27 protein-coding genes and 1 pseudogene are annotated in these 16856 nt (G+C 25.1%); 27 read left to right on the plus strand and 1 reads right to left on the minus strand.

Going from position 1 to position 16856, the window contains the following annotated elements:
• The first annotated feature begins 162 nt into the window (after positions 1–162).
• The 4 genes from E6771_RS15060 to E6771_RS15075 all read left to right on the plus strand — a co-directional run bounded on the left by E6771_RS15060 (position 163) and on the right by E6771_RS15075 (position 3004).
• Entirely contained in the window at positions 163–366 is a 204-nt protein-coding gene (locus E6771_RS15060) for a hypothetical protein (RefSeq protein WP_316092160.1), read from the plus strand.
• 15 nt (positions 367–381) lie between these two features.
• Positions 382–900 carry a hypothetical protein gene (locus tag E6771_RS15065; RefSeq protein ID WP_316092161.1) on the plus strand — a complete coding sequence of 173 codons (519 nt, stop codon included), beginning with the start codon at positions 382–384 and terminating at the stop codon, positions 898–900.
• A gap of 203 nt (positions 901–1103) precedes the next feature.
• A complete protein-coding gene (locus E6771_RS15070; RefSeq protein ID WP_316092162.1) occupies positions 1104–1844 on the plus strand; it encodes a cell filamentation protein Fic in 741 nt (246 codons plus the stop codon).
• 26 nt (positions 1845–1870) lie between these two features.
• Positions 1871–3004, plus strand: coding sequence for a hypothetical protein (locus tag E6771_RS15075; RefSeq protein WP_316092163.1), 1134 nt, complete (start codon positions 1871–1873; stop codon positions 3002–3004).
• 104 nt (positions 3005–3108) lie between these two features.
• On the opposite strand, the pseudogene E6771_RS15080 reads toward E6771_RS15075, so the two are convergent.
• Positions 3109–3279 (minus strand): annotated as a pseudogene (locus tag E6771_RS15080) (helix-turn-helix domain-containing protein); the annotation flags it as partial.
• Positions 3280–3516: 237 nt separating this feature from the next.
• Here E6771_RS15080 and E6771_RS15085 point away from each other — a divergent pair.
• The 23 genes from E6771_RS15085 to E6771_RS15195 form a co-directional block, all read left to right on the plus strand.
• Positions 3517–4284 (plus strand): hypothetical protein, encoded by a 768-nt coding sequence (locus tag E6771_RS15085; protein WP_316092165.1) that lies wholly within the window; start codon positions 3517–3519, stop codon positions 4282–4284.
• Positions 4285–4421: 137 nt separating this feature from the next.
• Positions 4422–5054, plus strand: coding sequence for a hypothetical protein (locus E6771_RS15090; protein ID WP_316092166.1), 633 nt, complete (start codon positions 4422–4424; stop codon positions 5052–5054).
• Positions 5055–5310: 256 nt separating this feature from the next.
• A complete protein-coding gene (locus tag E6771_RS15095) occupies positions 5311–5640 on the plus strand; it encodes a RepB family plasmid replication initiator protein (protein ID WP_316092167.1) in 330 nt (109 codons plus the stop codon).
• Between the two features lie 318 nt (positions 5641–5958).
• The gene (locus E6771_RS15100) at positions 5959–6450 is read left to right on the plus strand and encodes a hypothetical protein (protein WP_316092168.1); all 492 of its coding nucleotides are present in this window, start codon (positions 5959–5961) and stop codon (positions 6448–6450) included.
• A 65-nt stretch (positions 6451–6515) separates the two neighbouring features.
• On the plus strand, positions 6516–6956 hold the full coding sequence (locus E6771_RS15105) for a hypothetical protein (protein WP_316092169.1): 441 nt from the start codon (positions 6516–6518) through the stop codon (positions 6954–6956).
• A 247-nt stretch (positions 6957–7203) separates the two neighbouring features.
• Entirely contained in the window at positions 7204–7926 is a 723-nt protein-coding gene (locus E6771_RS15110) for a phosphoadenosine phosphosulfate reductase family protein (RefSeq protein ID WP_316092170.1), read from the plus strand.
• 381 nt (positions 7927–8307) lie between these two features.
• Positions 8308–8613 (plus strand): hypothetical protein, encoded by a 306-nt coding sequence (locus E6771_RS15115; RefSeq protein WP_316092171.1) that lies wholly within the window; start codon positions 8308–8310, stop codon positions 8611–8613.
• 11 nt (positions 8614–8624) lie between these two features.
• Positions 8625–8930, plus strand: coding sequence for a hypothetical protein (locus tag E6771_RS15120; protein ID WP_316092172.1), 306 nt, complete (start codon positions 8625–8627; stop codon positions 8928–8930).
• A gap of 16 nt (positions 8931–8946) precedes the next feature.
• A complete protein-coding gene (locus tag E6771_RS15125; RefSeq protein WP_316092173.1) occupies positions 8947–9129 on the plus strand; it encodes a hypothetical protein in 183 nt (60 codons plus the stop codon).
• Between the two features lie 66 nt (positions 9130–9195).
• Positions 9196–9495, plus strand: a complete 300-nt coding sequence (locus E6771_RS15130) for a hypothetical protein (protein WP_316092174.1) — start codon at positions 9196–9198, stop codon at positions 9493–9495.
• Entirely contained in the window at positions 9485–10159 is a 675-nt protein-coding gene (locus tag E6771_RS15135) for a hypothetical protein (protein WP_316092175.1), read from the plus strand. The genes E6771_RS15130 and E6771_RS15135 overlap by 11 nt, the downstream gene beginning before the upstream one ends.
• A gap of 321 nt (positions 10160–10480) precedes the next feature.
• Positions 10481–11083 (plus strand): hypothetical protein, encoded by a 603-nt coding sequence (locus tag E6771_RS15140; RefSeq protein ID WP_316092176.1) that lies wholly within the window; start codon positions 10481–10483, stop codon positions 11081–11083.
• Positions 11084–11147: 64 nt separating this feature from the next.
• Positions 11148–11408, plus strand: a complete 261-nt coding sequence (locus tag E6771_RS15145) for a hypothetical protein (RefSeq protein ID WP_316092177.1) — start codon at positions 11148–11150, stop codon at positions 11406–11408.
• A 3-nt stretch (positions 11409–11411) separates the two neighbouring features.
• Positions 11412–11672: a hypothetical protein gene (locus E6771_RS15150; RefSeq protein ID WP_316092178.1), complete on the plus strand. Its 261-nt coding sequence runs from the start codon at positions 11412–11414 to the stop codon at positions 11670–11672.
• A gap of 157 nt (positions 11673–11829) precedes the next feature.
• Positions 11830–13020 carry a PD-(D/E)XK nuclease family protein gene (locus E6771_RS15155; RefSeq protein WP_316092179.1) on the plus strand — a complete coding sequence of 397 codons (1191 nt, stop codon included), beginning with the start codon at positions 11830–11832 and terminating at the stop codon, positions 13018–13020.
• Between the two features lie 526 nt (positions 13021–13546).
• Complete coding sequence (locus E6771_RS15160; protein WP_316092180.1) at positions 13547–13819, plus strand: hypothetical protein; 273 nt, start codon at positions 13547–13549, stop codon at positions 13817–13819.
• 12 nt (positions 13820–13831) lie between these two features.
• Positions 13832–14059 carry a hypothetical protein gene (locus E6771_RS15165; protein ID WP_316092181.1) on the plus strand — a complete coding sequence of 76 codons (228 nt, stop codon included), beginning with the start codon at positions 13832–13834 and terminating at the stop codon, positions 14057–14059.
• A 2-nt stretch (positions 14060–14061) separates the two neighbouring features.
• Complete coding sequence (locus E6771_RS15170; protein WP_316092182.1) at positions 14062–14556, plus strand: DUF4241 domain-containing protein; 495 nt, start codon at positions 14062–14064, stop codon at positions 14554–14556.
• A complete protein-coding gene (locus E6771_RS15175) occupies positions 14556–14810 on the plus strand; it encodes a hypothetical protein (RefSeq protein ID WP_316092183.1) in 255 nt (84 codons plus the stop codon). The genes E6771_RS15170 and E6771_RS15175 overlap by 1 nt, the downstream gene beginning before the upstream one ends.
• 14 nt (positions 14811–14824) lie before the next feature.
• Complete coding sequence (locus E6771_RS15180; protein WP_316092184.1) at positions 14825–15019, plus strand: hypothetical protein; 195 nt, start codon at positions 14825–14827, stop codon at positions 15017–15019.
• A gap of 11 nt (positions 15020–15030) precedes the next feature.
• Positions 15031–15948, plus strand: a complete 918-nt coding sequence (locus E6771_RS15185; protein ID WP_316092185.1) for a radical SAM protein — start codon at positions 15031–15033, stop codon at positions 15946–15948.
• A gap of 154 nt (positions 15949–16102) precedes the next feature.
• The gene (locus tag E6771_RS15190; protein ID WP_316092186.1) at positions 16103–16318 is read left to right on the plus strand and encodes a hypothetical protein; all 216 of its coding nucleotides are present in this window, start codon (positions 16103–16105) and stop codon (positions 16316–16318) included.
• Positions 16319–16553: 235 nt separating this feature from the next.
• On the plus strand, positions 16554–16856 hold a 303-nt coding region (locus E6771_RS15195; RefSeq protein ID WP_316092187.1), incomplete at its 3' end, for an Rrf2 family transcriptional regulator.

A 16856-nucleotide genomic window follows, 5' to 3' on the forward strand; every position in this document is an offset into this window, starting at 1 on the left:
AAGAGATAGAATAGAAAAATTTTTTAATAAAGAAAAAGTACAGATAAAAGATTTAGAAAAAAAAACTGAAGAAAAAGTTATAAAAAAAAATCCATGGGCTAAAACTAAAGAGAATGAAAAAGATAAAGGGAATGAAAGATAAAAGCAAATTAGGAGGTTAAAATGTTTATAATTTTAAATATAGTAACAGTGATATATGCGATAATTATTGGGGTAGTTTTATTAAAAAATAAAAAGTATAGTAAGTTAAAAAGATTCCATACAATTCTTATTTTAATTTTGTTAGCACTTGTTGGAGGATCAGTTGCAGGGAAAGGAGCTGTAAACTCTATAAAAGAAACTGGAGCAATAGGAACATTAAATTAAAGGATTAGTGAAAATATGAAAAAAATAGATCAAGAATCAGAAAGAGATAAAGAAAATTCTAAAATAAGAGTATTAATAAATTATTTATATAAAAAACTTAAAGAAAAAAATGAAGCCAAAATAGAGTATTATAGCTTCAGTAAAGAAAAAATTATAAATTTATGTGATGAAAAAGACTGGCAACAGATAATTGAATCAGCTTATTTAAATAAAGAAATAGATATGAATGAATTATTAAAAATAAAAAAAGAAGATTATAAAAAATTACTAAAGGTATTATTGGAAATAGAAAGTACTTTTATAATTTTAGCAAATGAAGAATTTATAAAATTGAATAAAATTATAGAAGAAAGTTTATTAAAATTTTCTTTTGAAATGAACATTTTAAAAAAATATGAATATATAAGATACTACTATAAAGAATTTCTAAAAGAAAAATATTTCAATAATAAATCAAAAACAGCAAATGAAAAATTAGAAAAAGAATTAAAAGAAATAGAAAGTTTATCAATATATTACAGGGCTATGAAGTAAAAAAAGAAATTGCTAATAATTAGACAATTTGAAGAAGATTTATTTGATTAATATAAAAGGAGAGAAAGCATGAATAAAGACTGCATGGAAAGTGGAAAAGAAAAAAATATTCAAAAAGAAAAAACAGAAGAGAAAAGTATAAGTAAAGAAAATGAAAAGGATAAGGGTAATGAAAGATAGAATTAAATAAAGAAGGAGAAATTATGGAAGATAAATATAATTTAACAAGAGAACAGAATATATTTCTTGCCCAAAAAATACTTGCAGAAACAGTATATAATGCAATTAAATTAGAAGGATTAAATACTACATATGTTCAAACAGAAAAAATTCTTAATGGTATTAATGATGAAAAAGTAGCTTTAGATGATGTCAGAACAATTTTAAATCTTAAATCAGCTTGGAAGTATATACTTAATAATTTAGATAAAGAAATAGATATAAATTTTGTTTGTAATGTAAATAAAAGAGTATCAGCAGATGAAAGTCTAGACTGGGGAGTAATAAGATATGGAAATGTAGGAGTAAGGCTAATAGATGGAAGCAGTTATGATCCTGAAGTTCCAGATATAGAAAAAGTAACAAAAGAATTAGAAAAAATTAATAAAATAGAAAATACTACAGAGAAAGCTTTAACTTATTATTTGTGGGGAGCAAGATCACAGTTGTTTTGGGACGGAAATAAAAGAACAAGTAATATAGTAGCAAATGCAATATTAATAAAAAGTGGAAAAGGAATATTATCTGTAGATGAAAAAGATTTAGAAGAATTTAATCTTAAATTATCTAAATTTTATAAGACTAACAATATGAAAGAAATGAAAGATTTTTTATATAATAAAAGTATAAAAGGAATGACAATAAACAAAGAATTAGAAAAAAAAAATAAAAATCCTTGGGCTAAAAGTAAAGAAAATGAAAAAAATAAGGGGAATGAAAGATAACACTAAATAAATAAGGAGAAATAACAATGCAAATAGGAGGAAAAGTGACTGTAGAATATATTGATAATTTGGCAGTTATACAAAAAAAAGGTATGTTATACAATCTTATTATTTTAACAATCTTTTTATTGCTATTTAGTAGCTGTACAAATATATCATTAAAACCTTTTAACAGGACATATGGCTATAGTGATTCTATTTATGCTATAATTGAAAATGATAAAATAAATAGGATGGGAATTTCAGAAGATGATATAACTAAAATGGATACATTTGTAAGTGAGAAATATGGAATTACTTTCAATAGAAAGTATAATACTATTGAAGCTCTAAAGGTATATAATGAAGATTATAATAAAGATAGAGATTTTTTTAAAAACAATTATATTAAGTTTTATAATGACATAAAAGTAACAATAGAAGGAAAAGAATTTATTATTCCAAAAGAAAAAATAGAGTTAAAAGAACTTTTAGCTGAGTCTCAAAAAGGGCAACATTCTTATATATACCCAGCTCCTATAGATATTATTAATTCTCCTTATAATGAAGTTATAGTAGATTTAGGAATAATTGAGATTTTAGATGAAACTGGTAAAGTTCAAAGAGTTAAAAGAAAAATCCCACCTTTGTTAATAAAGAAAACATATATTACTCTTCGAGTTCCAAATAGTTTATCAGGTGGAGGAGACCAGACTTTATACAGGGGTTGGGCAGAGAACTTTCCTAATAATTTAGAGGAATTAATAGAAATTACTATTCAAAAATCAGATAAGTATATAAATTTTTCAGTATTAACAACTTATGGGGAAATGGCTATTTTATTACCTCCTAATATAAATAAAGATGATTTAAAAGAACTAAAGAATATAGCCAAAAGAAAACTTAATACTACAAAAGAGGTAAAGAATTTAGCTGTATGGCTTAAAAAACTATGTGAAATATCAGAAGGAGAAAAAATACTGAAAGAAAATATTGAAGAAATTGTAATTTCAAAAACTTTAGCGAAGAAAATAGAATTAGATATTATAGAAGATATAGTAGAAAAAGATAAAATAAAAATAATAACAGAAGGAATTAAGCTATTTGGAGGAGAAGACAAAAATACTGTTTCAGAATACATATTTGAAAAGCATAGAGCGTTTATTAAAGAAAGATATTAAAATAAGATTAAATAATAGATAAAGATGAAGAAAAGCTTCAATTTACATGGAATATATAATAAAAAATATAAAAATAATTTAGACAGCCTCTAGGTTGTCTTTTTTTAATCATTTTTATAAAATTCATAAACTTCCTTCATTAGTTTTAAGAAATCAATCTCTAATGATAAGCAAAATTTTATAAGCAATTTAATATTAATTTCGATAAGTCCATTTTCATAACAGCTTAGCATTTTCTGTGATATACCAATCTTTTTTGAAAATGCTAGTTGAGTGTATTTTAATTTTCTTTTTTTTTAATTCTGTCCAATATTATATTATATGATTTATCATAAATCATATTCCACCTCGCCATACAGTCACCTCATATGAAATTTTTAAATTCAATAAAATTATACACTGATTATTTTTCAATAGCAAATATACTTTTTTGGTATAATTTATTTAATAAGCTATAATATATTATCTTCGAAGATTTTTATAAAAATAAAATTTAAAGGGAGTGTGATTTTATGTCTACAATAAAGAATGCAATTGAGAGTTTTATAGGAACTGATGAGGAAAAAAAACGTCAACGTGAATTATTGACATTACTCGCTGATGCTTCTGAAAATAAAGCTGAGGTTATGGAGAATGAGATTCAAACTTATATTAGAACCGCTGGAACAGTGGAAAATAAAACTATTCCTGTAGATGATATTTTATCTTTTTATAAGGAAATCCGTGTTATTACTGAAGATAGTATGGGAGATATTGTTGAAAAAATTAAAGAATCTATAAAAGATATTTTAAATGGAAATATACTAGATGGTGTAACTAATATTATTGGTGTGGCTCTTAATAAAATTCTTGGGTCAAGTAGTGGATCAGAACAGAATCACAGACAGTATTTTGTTTGTGTTGAAGGATTATCAATGGTCAGATATGATATTTCTTACTGGGCTAGAAGTATAACAGTTGAGACACTTAAAAAATCTGCTGAAAAGTCTTTGGTTTGTATAATGACAAAATCAACTATTGATGCAAAAAAATTAAAATTTAATACATTTTTGAATATATACCAAAGTCTTTTAGATCATAATAAAGAGATTAAGCCTGAGGAATTAGCAAAATATATAGAACAAGCTAAAGAAATTTACAAAGAATTAGTTGATAATGATGAAATTTATAACTCATCTATTAGAGAATTAGCTATCAATAAAATTGATAATATTTCAACATATTTAACTACTTATCATAAAGAGTCAAATCCAGCAACTAGTTGGCCTGAAATAAAATAATCTAGTGTGCATGTGTTACATAAAAACAGAAAGTATATATTAATCAATTTTTTAAGCAATAAGATGAATAAGAAGAAAATTTATTTTACTCTTAAATGGGGAATTGAAATTTTTCAAAAAAGGGGACGTGATTTTTTATGGATAAAAAAATAACTAAACTATCTTATACACCACAAGGTGAAAAACTGAAATTGACTGAAAAACAAGAAGAAGAATTATTAATAGTTTACTCTGAAAATGAGAAAGGCTTTTTAGAATTTAAAGAATTCTACAACCCAGAAATTACTTATTCTAAAAATGACTTTATAATACCTATTCGTTCTGTGTATGGTGGTATAGCAGGAATAGAAGAAAATATTACTTTTGCAAATATAATAGGAAGCACAGATGATCCTAAACCTTTTGGATATACAGTATGGCTAGACTTAATGCAAGATGCCTTGATAGAATTCTTAGGTGATAAAACTTATGTAGAATTCTATCTTGGAAATTGTGTTACAGATAAAAAATTTTACTATAAAGATAGTGATACTGAAATTATAGATGATTCAAAACATTGTAAAGGAGTAATTGTTGGAGGACATATTATTTCTGGAGATACTCCTAGTGAAATAGCACAAGGCAGTACTGTTTATTTACTTCCAATTTGTAATAAGCACAATGGATGGTATGATAGAAAAGGAATAGTAAAAAAATATATGAAAGCAACTGCTTCTCAAGATAATCCAATTTATGCAATAATTTTAAATAATTATTTTCAAAAAGAGTAAAAATAAAATAATGTTTACTTTTATGAAAATCTTTAAATTAGTAAATTTATAAAAAAGGGCTGGAACAGAACCCAGCCTTTTTTATAATAAAGTGGTTGAATCAAAAACATATAATCATATCTTATTTTAATTTTGTTAGCACTTGTTGGAGGATCAGTTGCAGGGAAAGGAGCTGTAAACTCTATAAAAGAAACTGGAGCAATAGGAACATTAAATTAAGATAAAGAATAATTTATTTAAACAAGGAGAATTAAAAATGGATAAAGAACAAGAGTTTATAAAAATGGATCTAAATGAGTTTTTAAGTTTAAAAAAAAATAATTCTAAAACAGTATATCAACTATTATTAAAAAATAGAGAAAAAGGAAAATATGAAATTAGCTGCTTCCACTTATTTGAGCTTTTAAATATAATACCCAATAAAGATAATCCTACTTTTATAGTAGGGGAAAACTTTAGAAAATTAAATAAAGTTATAACTGAAATAGAAAAAGATGAAGATTTAAAAAAGATCTATAAAAATTTAAAGATTAATAAAACAATAGATAAAGATGAAGAAAAGCTTCAATTTACATGGAATATATAATAAAAAATATAAAAATAATTTAGGCAACCTTTAGGTTGTCTTTTTTTTATTTCAAAAGCAATCCAGCCTTGACCTCCTGTAAATTATATATATTTTTCTACTGCATATATCCCCTTCACAAGCCTTCATTATTTTCTTTTAAATTACGGCGAAGGGGAATAAAACATAGTAGAAAAAATAAAAAATAAATAATCAGGAGGGGGATCAGGCATAGGAAAGATTAATTTATAAATAAAAAAATAAAAGAAAAAGAAGTTAAAAGAGCTGGAGAACGGCTCTAAAGAAAAAACATGGTAGTTTTTAAAAGGAGTGATAAAAATGAAATGGAACAAAACAAAAGAAAAAAATCCAATAAAGCAAGAGGCTATAGCCTTTTTTATGAGAGAAGATGATTATCAAGAATATAAGAATGGAATATTCACAGTAAGAAAAGTAGATGAAGACTATTATATAATTCTTCACAATAAAGATGAAAATATTGATACTTTAAACCTTGAAGATGAAAAACAGGAAATAAATAGAAGGATAGAATTGGAATACCAAAATAATAAATTTATACTGGAAAGTTTAATAGCACAAATGGGAGGGGAGTTTTTTGTAAGATATGGACTAGGGGTTAAAGAAATAGAAATGTTAGGAAGCTTTAAACAGATGGGGGGAGCTAGATTAAAATTAAATAATAATAAAATTGTTAGAATATCACTTAATTATAGTGATTTATATGATATTCAATTCTTTGATGGAGAAAAAATAGAAAAAGAATATGAAGATGTTTACTTTGATGAACTATTAGATGTTTTGATGGATTAATTCTTAAAAAATGAGAGTGATATTAAACCTATCACTCTCACAAAATAAAAATTTAGGAGGCAAAAATGTTATATTTTACATTAGAAGATAAAAAGGCAATAATAAAAGAAAAATTAATAAGTGAGCTAGAAAAAGTTAAATTACCTAGAGAAGATATAAAATTAATCCTTGAAGGGATAAATGTTCCAATAAAAGATATAAGTAAGAATTTAGATGAATTAGAAAAAGATTTTATAATGATTTCTAACAGATATCCAAATGAATTATTTACAATATATCATCATAATGATGAAAATGAATATTATGTAATATATATTCAGGAAGGAAAAAAGTATGAAGCAGCAGGACATATTAAATATCCAAAGTTTGATCCAGCTTTATTGATAAAAGCAGCAAAAAATTATAACACAGAAGTAGAACATTATAATTGTAAGTGGTTTAGTACTTGTAAAGAGATAGAGCATATAGACGCTGAAAATTGTGATGGATACACAGAAATAAACTAGGTAAAAGGAGCAAATAATGAACAGATTAAAATATACTCTACAATCCCTGTAGACAGGGTTTTAAATCCCTTTGAGTGTAAACAGCACAATAGATTGACAATCCATAGCAGAAAATGAAGGGTTGAGGGTGGTACAACTGAAGAGTAAAAGTATAAAATAGTAGCTTTTGAATAAGTCAAAATTCAAAATTGGGTAGCCCAGGTACTTTCCAGCATATTTATGTTAAAAAATTATGCTGGTGTAGAAGATGATAAAAAAACATATAGTATCTTTTTCAGGAGGAAAAGATAGTACAGCAATGTTATTAAGAATGGTAGAAGAAAAAATGAATATAGATGAAATTATTTTTTGTGATACTACAGTTGAGTTTCCAGAAATATATAATCATATAGAAGAAGTTGAAAAGTATATAAAAATACCTATTACAAAGCTAAAAACTCAAGAAAATTTTGAATATTATTTATTAAATTATGAGAAGAAAAAAGGGAAAGCTGAAGGACAGCTAGGGTATAGCTTTCCAGATCATAAGAATAGATGGTGTACCAGTAAATTTAAAAAGGAAGTAATAAAAAAATACTTAAAAGAAAAATATCCTGATGAAAAAATAATAGAGTACCATGGAATTGCTTATGATGAAATAGAGAGATCAAAAAAAAATAATGAAAAAAACATTCAATACCCTTTAATAAGATGGAATATGACTGAAAAAGAATGCCTTCAGTATTGTTATGAAAAAGGGTTTACCTGGAAAGGATTATATGAAAAATTTGATCGTGTTTCATGTTGGTGCTGTCCATTAAAAAATTTAAAAGAATTAAAAATCCTTTATAAAACATACCCAGAACTTTGGAATAGACTAAAAATATGGGAAAGTAAAACATATAGGAAATTCAGATCAGATTATACTGTAGAGGAACTTGAAAAAAAATTTAAAAGAGAAGATCAGCAAATAAGATTACCAGGACTATGATCCTGGTTTTTTATATATCCCCCCACCCCTCTTCCCTAAAATCAAAATTTTTGATTTTACCTAAAAAGACTGAAGCCGACTTTGTCGTCTTGGGTATTTCTTCTCTGTTCCTTACTTTAAACTAAGATGTCGTAAAGTCAAAATCAAGCAAAATAAAAATTTTTACTCATATTTCTTAAAATTTTTTATTTTGGTTTCTCCGAAAATTTTGACTTAACTTTTTCCATCTTAGTTTTTCATTCAGGCACAGAGAAGGAGGTGTAAAAAATAAAATAAATTTCCAAGGGGCTAAGAAAACTAGACCATAATTTTTAATTAGAAAAAATAGGAGGGACTATGAAGTGTTAAGCTTATTAAAAAATTATGAAAAAGGAGTGATATATGAAATATTTGGTAACTGAAGAAGAATTGAAAAAATTAGATAAAGGCTTTACTGAAGAGAAATATGAAAAATGTATTATAGGGATAATAAAAAGAGATTTAGATGTATTTTTAGAAAAGTACAAAGTAAAGCTCACTAAAAAAGAAAAAGAAATGTTTTATAAAATAGCTATAGAGTATGGAAATGATTACACAGAGGAAGGCAGAATTGCAGAAGTAATGGCAAGTGTAGTATCTAGATTTTTATATAAAAGCACACATACAAGTAAAGGAATAAAAATTTTAAAAAAATATTATTGGGGTTAAAGGAGTGATGTATGAAATATTTGATAACTGAAGAAAAATTAAAAAAATTAGATAAAGACTTCACAGAAGAGAAATATGAAAAATGTTTTATGGGGGTACTTGAAGGAGATATAGAAATGTTTTTAGAGAATTATGATGTAAAGCTTACTGAAAAAGAAAAATCAAGGTTTTATAAAATAGTAGATGAATATGGAAATGATTTTTATGATGAAAATAGAGTAGATGAAGTAATGCCAGATATAATAAAGAAATTTTTACTTCAGAGTAAACATAATAGTAATGGGACAAAAATTCTAAAAAAATATTTTTGGAGATAAATTAAGGAGGAAAACAATGTTAAAAGAAAATCAGGATTATATAATTCAGCCACGAACAGTAACTATAGGAGATATAGTTTTTAAACAAGATGAAGTAATAAAAGTATTAGAGTTATCCCCTTCTACAGTAAAGTTATTAAGATATAGTACTGGAGAAATAATAACAGTAGATAAAAGAGCAATAGAGATAGTAGTTTAAAAATGATTAAAGCACTCTACCTGTTCTAGGGTAGAGTGCAAGAATCAAATAAGTTAGGGAGATAGTATGAATGGAATAGTATTTTATATAATAAAAACAAATAAAAAACCAAAATCACTAATTCAAGTATTAGGACAGAGTAAAAGTTGTTATTATGGAATATCAGAAAACTATATATACATAAGTAGAAAGGAAATAACATTAGGCATAGATGGAGGACTTTCATTTTCATGGACTATTAAGAATAGATTAGAATTAAAAGATTATCCTGAAGAAAGAATACTAAAAAATGGAATGATAGGAAAAGTAGTAGACCTTATTCAAATACTGAAGACTAATCAAAAGGAGAGAAAAAATGACAGATGATGAATTAATAAAGAAAGTAGAAACATTTGGAGAAGCACTAGAAATAATGTTAAAAAACATTGAAAATAAGGAATATGAAGTGAAATTTGAAAATGAAAAGGATAATGAATTAGTAAAAGAAATTAAAAATAATATTAAAAAGTTTTATTTAAGAGAATATGGAGAATATGAAGAAAAAGATTTGAAAAAATATAAAATATCACTAGCATATACAACTACTGAAGATGAAAAATATGAAATAGAAGTAAGTTTAAACTTAGATAAACAGCAAATAATAAATGAAATATATAATGAAATAGGAAGAAATGTTTATAGTATAGAGCAATATACACTTGAGGATTTAGCAGATATAACTAAATATATGAGTTTTGATGAACTGGTAAACTTTATAGACTATGATGAAATAGAAGATTTTTTTAAAGAAAAAATATGTTCCAATCAACATATTATTGCATATAATGATGAAGAACTGTATATAATTGAAGATATACAAGTATATGTAGCTTTAACACAAACACATGAAAAAATTATTTATTCAGATGAATATAATTTAAAACAGGTTTTAGAGAAGGCAAAATACATTCTTAAAAATGGATATGATACAGAAGAATTAAAAAAAGTGTTAAAAAATGGGAAATATTGGGGAGATGGACTTGATTATTAAAAAAGGGAAGACAGCCGTAAAAGGCTGTTTTTTTCATATATCCCCCACCCCACGCCCTAAAATAAAAACCATAGATCCAAGTTTTTATTTTACCAAAAAAGACTGAAGCCGACTTTGTCGTCTTGGTTTTCTCTGTACATTACTTTAAACCAAGATGTCGTAAAGTCAAAACCAAGCTAATAAAAATTTTTTACTCATACTTCTTAAAAATTTTTTATTTTAGTTTCTCCGAAAGTTTTGACTTAACTTTTTCCATCTTGGTTTGTCATTCATGTACAGAGAGATAGAAACTCTGAATAAAAAAATAAAGGAGTGGTATAAATGGGAACAAGAGGTTTATTTGGTTTGAGAAAAAATAATAAGGATAAGACTACATACAATCATTTTGACAGCTATCCAAGTTATCTTGGCGAGGAAATGGTTGAGTATGTAAAGAATCATTCAAAAGAGGAAATGACAGCTTTATATGACAAACTCATAATGGTAGATGAAGAATTTAATACTTCACAATTTACAGAAGAACAGAAAGAGAGATACAAGGAGTTTATGAAGAAAAATGATTTTTTCAGTCATACTTTAGATGGAGCAAAAACAGCAGAAAATATATCAATGTATTGCTTTTTACATGAATTTCAAGGAAGATTGTATAAATATGATGAATATCCTGAAATAGATTTAATGATAGATAATCACAATTTTATAAAAAATTCATTATTTTGCGAATGGGCTTATATAATAAATTTAGACACAAATAAACTTGAGGTATGGGAAGGATTTCAGGAAAAGCCACAAGAAAATAATAGATATGGAATAGAAAAAGATAATGGATTTTATCCTTGTGCATTAGTAAAAGAAATAGATATTGAAAAAATAAAATTAGAAGATTTCAGTTTAGAAAAAGCTTTAGAAGGAAAACATTATTAATAAATTATAATAAAAAGTGTAAGCAGAAAATAAATCTTTCTGCTTACACATAAAGGAGAAATAAATGATTATAAAAACATATGAAATAGGAGAAGCACTCTATGAAGTAACCTATATAATGGAAGAAAATATTTCAAATAAAATAATAGAAGACATAAAATTATTAAAAAAAGAATATAAAACTGTTGATAAAAAGATATGGATAGAAAAACTAGCAGAGATACTTTCAGAAGAAGGGATAAAAGTAGATTCATGTGAGATTATAAATAATAGAGGCTTTGTGATAGATGATATTAAAGAAATAATTATAAATAAAGGAGAATAAAAAATGTTAAACATAAAAGAAATTACAGCAGAAGATTTAAAAAGAATTTATGGAGAAGAATATAAGACTGTAGATGAAATAGCAGAGGACTTTGCACTTTATGAAAGAGACACCTTAGAAGAGGCTGTATTTGAACTTTTTGATGATGAAAATTTAAGATTTATTTTAGAACTAATAGCAAAAGGTGAAATAAATGAATATATTGAAGAGCATATAGCAAAATATCAAGGTGGATATTTGATAAATTTCAATGAATACTTTTAGACTGTAGAACAGGAAATTTCCTGTTCTTTTTTTATATTATCCCCACCCCATGCCCTAACATTCAAGCTTATTTAGGGTAGCTTGAACATTACCATGAATTGAGAAAAATAATTAAATATGGTAGAATTTATAGGAGTAAAATTACAAGGGGGATTAGATGGAAAAGGAAGAATATATTTTATTATTAAGTAAAGCATTTGGTATTATTGAAAAGTATGATATGGTAAAAAGTTTAGAAGAAAATTTTAATATTTTTGAAATATTAAATTTAGAAGAGCGAGAAGTTGAACTACACTCAAAGTTGTTATTTTTTTTATTAAATAATAAAGAGAAAAATAATATTTATGAAAAATTTTTTAAATATTTTTTAGAAATTGTTCTGAAAGAAAAATATGAAGCTGATAAGAAATATAGGATTTACAGAGAATATGCTATTTCAGGGGGTAGAATAGATTTTTATATAGAAAGTGAAGATATTATATATGCTATTGAAATGAAAATTAATTCTATTGATGGAGAAGAACAACTAAAAAAATATAATGATTTTTTATGTAAAAAAGAAAAGAAAACAAAATTATATTATTTAACTTTACTAGGAGAAGAACCAACTAAGGCAGAAAATCAAGAGATTGGAATAATATCACTTTCTTTTAAAGAAAATGTAGCAGATTGGTTAAAAAAATGTATTGAAAAAACTTATAACTCTCCATTAACTAGAGAAACTTTGAAACAATATCTTTACAGTGTAAATAAACTAACTAATAATATTCAAGAGGAAGGGAAAGAAATGGAATTAAAAGCTTTATTAAGAGAAAATAAAAATTTTAGAGTAGCTTCAGAACTAATAGAGGCAGTAAATAGTCTTAAAGAAGAAGTAGAAATGGAGTTTTGGGAAGAACTGAAAGAAAAAATATCATATGATGGAAAAAAAATAATAAATATATTTAATAAAGGGATAGAGTTGCTCTTTTATAAAGATATAGATTCAAAAAATAATCTTTTATGTTTTGGATTAGGAAGGTGGAGAGAATCAGGGATCTATTTTCTTATAGGAACTGTTGATAAAGAAACTGATGAATGGACAACTAAAGATATATTGGAAAAAAATGAAGACATAAGAAATAAATTTGAAAGTTTTGAAAAAGAAGAAAATGAAAGAAATAACTATAAAAGGGGAAATGCTAATTGGAGAGAAACAAATATTCCTAACACAAACTTTAATACAGATGATATATATATTTTAATAGAAAAAGATAAAGAAGTGAAAAAGGAAAAATTGATAGAAGAAATAATTGATTATTTTAATATAAAGCATGAATTAATTAATCAAGTTTTTCTAAGCAAGTAATAAAAATAACTGTAGAATAGGGAATTTCCCTATTCTTTTTTATATTATCCCCACCCCACGCCCTAACATTCAAGCTTTTTTAGGGTGCTTGAATATTACCAAAAAGAAAAAAGTTAAAGCAGCTATTAAGCTGCCTTTTTTTATTTTTTGAATCTCTATCTAATTAAGACTTCCTAAACTTCCATATTACCAAGTTCCATTTACTATAGTTTTCCCTTCAACAGCCTTAAATTTTAGCTTATTTTCTAAAAAAGTAAAAATCAAGCTTAAAGAAAAATTTTTAAAGCTGGAGAGCAGCAGCACTCCTAAAATTTTTTCTTTCAGTTCTTGCAGAAATTTGGACTTTTTCTTAACTAAAATAAGCTTTCTTCAAATTACGGCGAAGGGAAAAAACACATAGTAAAAAAAAGAACATTGGCAAAAGAATAGGGAAGTTGGAAAGAAAAAATCTCTTAATAGCTTTAAAAAATAGAAAATAAAAAGAACGGCTCTAAAAAAAAACAGATAGTTTAAAAAAGGAGGTAATATGCTAAATAAAATAGATATTTTCAGGTTATTAAAAGAAGAATACATAGATAAAATTCATAGGATCAAAGAAAAAGATATCCTTGATTTTATGAATAGAAACTATATGGAGTTCAAAAAAATAATGAAACTAGAAATATTTTACCTTTGTGTAAGGGGAGAGAATCAATTTTTTATAGCTGATTCAAAAAATTCTTTAAAGGATATTATAAAAGAAGATAGAGAAAATTCAGGAGGAATTACTGATATAAAAGTTTTAAAAAAATATAAATAGGAGAGTAATATTATGACAGAAAAAGAACTTTTAGAGAAAAGAAAAAAATTAGAAATAGCAATAGTATGTGACCCAATAACATTAATGCTAGATGATACAGGAGAGTTTTTAGTAGAAAGTTCTCTTTATGAAATAGAAGATATGAAAGAATGTCTAAAAAACCTTAAAAAGTTTGGATATGACTGTATCTATGATGAAAAAAGTAAAAAGATTATAAAAAAGAAAAAAAAGAGGGGGTAAATATGTTAGTAGGAAAAATTGAAATCAAAGATGAACTTATAATTGGAGATCCGTGTTATGACTTAGATTCTTTAGAGCTTGGAAGAATAAAAGATATTGTACCAGGTGTATATAATTGCAGCATTGAGTATTCAAAAGAGAAAAGAGTATCAATGATAGAAATTAAATATGAAGATATATTAGAAAAAAATTCAGATTTATATACTGTAGAAAATGAGTTTTGGATAACAGTAGATTCAGGACAAGTTGGTTTTTTTGATTTTACATTTTATAAAAATTATTCAAATAATCTGAATAATAAAGAAGGAGAAATAATTTATAATGAAATTTGTAGCAAAACACTAAGTAAAGAAGAGTATGGAATAAACAGTAAATACTTTGTTTCTTCAAGTGGATATGGAGATGGGGAATATGATGTATGTGTTACTAGGAATAGTGATAGAAAGGTAATAGGTATTCTTATAAAGTTTATTGAAAAAGCTGGAGATGATGAATAATGGAAATAAAAATTAAATTAAGAACAAAACTAATAGAAATGTTTAATGAATGGAGCAAAAAAGAATGGAAGATGGAAGCTAATAAAGAATATATAGAGCTTTATGATGAAAATGGAAGTCATATAATGACAATAAAAAATGTATTAAAATTTAAAGTATTAAATATTACATATATTTTTCAATGTGAAAGAAAGAAAATAGAAGAAATAATGAGCAAAATAGAATTTGTAGAGAAAACAAATGATTGGGATTAATGAGAGGGAACCTTATGAATAAAAAAGTTGAGAATTATTATAATAGTTTAACAGATATAGATAGGTTTATTTTATCTATAGATACAGCAGTAGAATTTTTTAAAGAAATAGGGGTAGATCCAAAAGAGGCTACCCCTTTTCATAGGGATATTTTTGAATCATGCCAGGAGATTTATTTAAAGGAATATATAAAGAAATATAAGATATAAAAGGAGAAGTTATGAAAGTAGCCTTGATAGATTTAGACAACTATAATAAGACAGCTAAATTTCCAAACCTGGCTATAATGAAAATTTCAACATATCATAAAGAAAAAGGAGATACTGTAGAATGGTATCAAATTTTGAATTCAGGATATGATTTAGTTTATGTAAGTAAGGTATTTTCATGGACTAAGGAATTTCCTTATGCTATAAACTCTAAAAAAATCATTTATGGAGGAATAGGGTATGATTTAGAAAATAAACTTTTAGAGGAACAAGAACATAGTTTTCCTGATTATTCCTTATATCAAGTTACTAAAAATAAAGCATATGGATTTCTTTCAAGAGGTTGTCCTCGTGAATGTAAGTTCTGTAATGTGTCACAACATCAAGGAAAAAAAAGTAAAAAAATTTCAAATCTTCCTGAATTTTGGAATGGACAAGAAGAAATTATTTTACTGGATCCAAATATATTAGCTTGTCCAGACTATAAAGAATTGCTACAGCAATTAGCAAAGAGTAAAGCTTATGTTGATTTTTCACAGGGACTAGATATTAGGCTGATGACAGAGGAAAAAATAAAATTATTAAATAACATAAAAATAAAGATGATACATTTTGCATGGGATAGTTTTGAAATGAAGACCTATGAAATGCTAAAACAATATAGAAATAGTTTTAATCTAAAGGATAGACAATTAATAGTATATGTACTTGTAAATTTTAATACAACTTTGGAAGAAGATCTAAAAAGAATATATATGCTAAGAGCAATAGGATATACACCTTATGTTATGAGATACAAAGATTCTACAGCAAAAAGTAAATTACTAGAAATAGGCAGCATATATAATAAATTGGCAAGATGGGTAAACAGACGACAATTTTTTAATAAATTTAAAAAATTTGAAGATTATTTAGCAAAATCATATTAGGAATAAAAAATTTTAGAAAAAAGTTTAAAATATTATACTTGAATTATTAGGTATAATATTTTCTAAAAATTATGATAAAAAATCATATTAATAAATAGGTAAAGAGAGAGATTAATTCTCTCTCTTTCTAATTTAATAAGGGAGGAAAATATTTATGAAACTTTTAATGTTATTACCAATAATAACAATATTGATATATTTTTATTATAAAAGAAAGATAGCAAGTTATACAAAAGAAGATTTAGAAGAAATGATCCAAGATATATTTACTATGAAAAAACAGCTTATAACATTTGAGTTATTGGAATTAAAAAGAAAAGAGAAGAAAATATCTGTTTCCAAATTAATAAGAGATACAGGAATGAATTAATAAGAATATTAAGTGGAGGATATGATTTATCAACTAAGGAAAAGTATACAAGATATTTAGATTTAGTAGAGTTACTATTTTTAGAACTTGGAATAAATAAAATAGTATTGAATGAAATATGGGGAGAAAATTGATAATTTATAATCAAAATATTGTAATAAACTAAAAGAAATATAGTATAATATATAAGACTAATATATTTTTTAGAAAACAGGAAAAATAAAGGAGTAAGAAGATGAAGTTGATACAGGAAAGTATTTATGGAATAAGATTAGTAAAATACCTTGCAAATTTGAAAAGAGGAGAAATAGTAAGTGCAGGAGATATGTCAAAAGAAGTAGGAGTAACATTAAAATTTACATTGAAAATATTAAGAACATTGAAAATGAAAGGAATTGTAGAATCATATAGAGGCATTACAGGAGGATATGAATTAAAGAAAGAAGAAATAGATATTTATGAAATAATAAAAGATTTACAAGGAGATTTATATATAACAAATGATTTTAAAGAAAAAGAACCTGAAGATGAAATAGAA

The sequence above is a fragment of the Fusobacterium sp. genome (assembly GCF_032477075.1).
In the GTDB taxonomy this organism is placed as follows: domain Bacteria; phylum Fusobacteriota; class Fusobacteriia; order Fusobacteriales; family Fusobacteriaceae; genus Fusobacterium_A.

What these genes read in the sequence shown, in the direction of transcription:
- E6771_RS15060 (WP_316092160.1), top strand. Translation starts at nt 163, where the DNA reads ATGTTTATAATTTTAAATATAGTAACAGTGATATATGCGATAATTATT.
- E6771_RS15065 (WP_316092161.1), top strand. Translation starts at nt 382, where the DNA reads ATGAAAAAAATAGATCAAGAATCAGAAAGAGATAAAGAAAATTCTAAA.
- E6771_RS15070 (WP_316092162.1), top strand. Translation starts at nt 1,104, where the DNA reads ATGGAAGATAAATATAATTTAACAAGAGAACAGAATATATTTCTTGCC.
- E6771_RS15075 (WP_316092163.1), top strand. Translation starts at nt 1,871, where the DNA reads ATGCAAATAGGAGGAAAAGTGACTGTAGAATATATTGATAATTTGGCA.
- E6771_RS15085 (WP_316092165.1), top strand. Translation starts at nt 3,517, where the DNA reads ATGTCTACAATAAAGAATGCAATTGAGAGTTTTATAGGAACTGATGAG.
- E6771_RS15090 (WP_316092166.1), top strand. Translation starts at nt 4,422, where the DNA reads ATGGATAAAAAAATAACTAAACTATCTTATACACCACAAGGTGAAAAA.
- E6771_RS15095 (WP_316092167.1), top strand. Translation starts at nt 5,311, where the DNA reads ATGGATAAAGAACAAGAGTTTATAAAAATGGATCTAAATGAGTTTTTA.
- E6771_RS15100 (WP_316092168.1), top strand. Translation starts at nt 5,959, where the DNA reads ATGAAATGGAACAAAACAAAAGAAAAAAATCCAATAAAGCAAGAGGCT.
- E6771_RS15105 (WP_316092169.1), top strand. Translation starts at nt 6,516, where the DNA reads ATGTTATATTTTACATTAGAAGATAAAAAGGCAATAATAAAAGAAAAA.
- E6771_RS15110 (WP_316092170.1), top strand. Translation starts at nt 7,204, where the DNA reads ATGATAAAAAAACATATAGTATCTTTTTCAGGAGGAAAAGATAGTACA.
- E6771_RS15115 (WP_316092171.1), top strand. Translation starts at nt 8,308, where the DNA reads ATGAAATATTTGGTAACTGAAGAAGAATTGAAAAAATTAGATAAAGGC.
- E6771_RS15120 (WP_316092172.1), top strand. Translation starts at nt 8,625, where the DNA reads ATGAAATATTTGATAACTGAAGAAAAATTAAAAAAATTAGATAAAGAC.
- E6771_RS15125 (WP_316092173.1), top strand. Translation starts at nt 8,947, where the DNA reads ATGTTAAAAGAAAATCAGGATTATATAATTCAGCCACGAACAGTAACT.
- E6771_RS15130 (WP_316092174.1), top strand. Translation starts at nt 9,196, where the DNA reads ATGAATGGAATAGTATTTTATATAATAAAAACAAATAAAAAACCAAAA.
- E6771_RS15135 (WP_316092175.1), top strand. Translation starts at nt 9,485, where the DNA reads ATGACAGATGATGAATTAATAAAGAAAGTAGAAACATTTGGAGAAGCA.
- E6771_RS15140 (WP_316092176.1), top strand. Translation starts at nt 10,481, where the DNA reads ATGGGAACAAGAGGTTTATTTGGTTTGAGAAAAAATAATAAGGATAAG.
- E6771_RS15145 (WP_316092177.1), top strand. Translation starts at nt 11,148, where the DNA reads ATGATTATAAAAACATATGAAATAGGAGAAGCACTCTATGAAGTAACC.
- E6771_RS15150 (WP_316092178.1), top strand. Translation starts at nt 11,412, where the DNA reads ATGTTAAACATAAAAGAAATTACAGCAGAAGATTTAAAAAGAATTTAT.
- E6771_RS15155 (WP_316092179.1), top strand. Translation starts at nt 11,830, where the DNA reads ATGGAAAAGGAAGAATATATTTTATTATTAAGTAAAGCATTTGGTATT.
- E6771_RS15160 (WP_316092180.1), top strand. Translation starts at nt 13,547, where the DNA reads ATGCTAAATAAAATAGATATTTTCAGGTTATTAAAAGAAGAATACATA.
- E6771_RS15165 (WP_316092181.1), top strand. Translation starts at nt 13,832, where the DNA reads ATGACAGAAAAAGAACTTTTAGAGAAAAGAAAAAAATTAGAAATAGCA.
- E6771_RS15170 (WP_316092182.1), top strand. Translation starts at nt 14,062, where the DNA reads ATGTTAGTAGGAAAAATTGAAATCAAAGATGAACTTATAATTGGAGAT.
- E6771_RS15175 (WP_316092183.1), top strand. Translation starts at nt 14,556, where the DNA reads ATGGAAATAAAAATTAAATTAAGAACAAAACTAATAGAAATGTTTAAT.
- E6771_RS15180 (WP_316092184.1), top strand. Translation starts at nt 14,825, where the DNA reads ATGAATAAAAAAGTTGAGAATTATTATAATAGTTTAACAGATATAGAT.
- E6771_RS15185 (WP_316092185.1), top strand. Translation starts at nt 15,031, where the DNA reads ATGAAAGTAGCCTTGATAGATTTAGACAACTATAATAAGACAGCTAAA.
- E6771_RS15190 (WP_316092186.1), top strand. Translation starts at nt 16,103, where the DNA reads ATGAAACTTTTAATGTTATTACCAATAATAACAATATTGATATATTTT.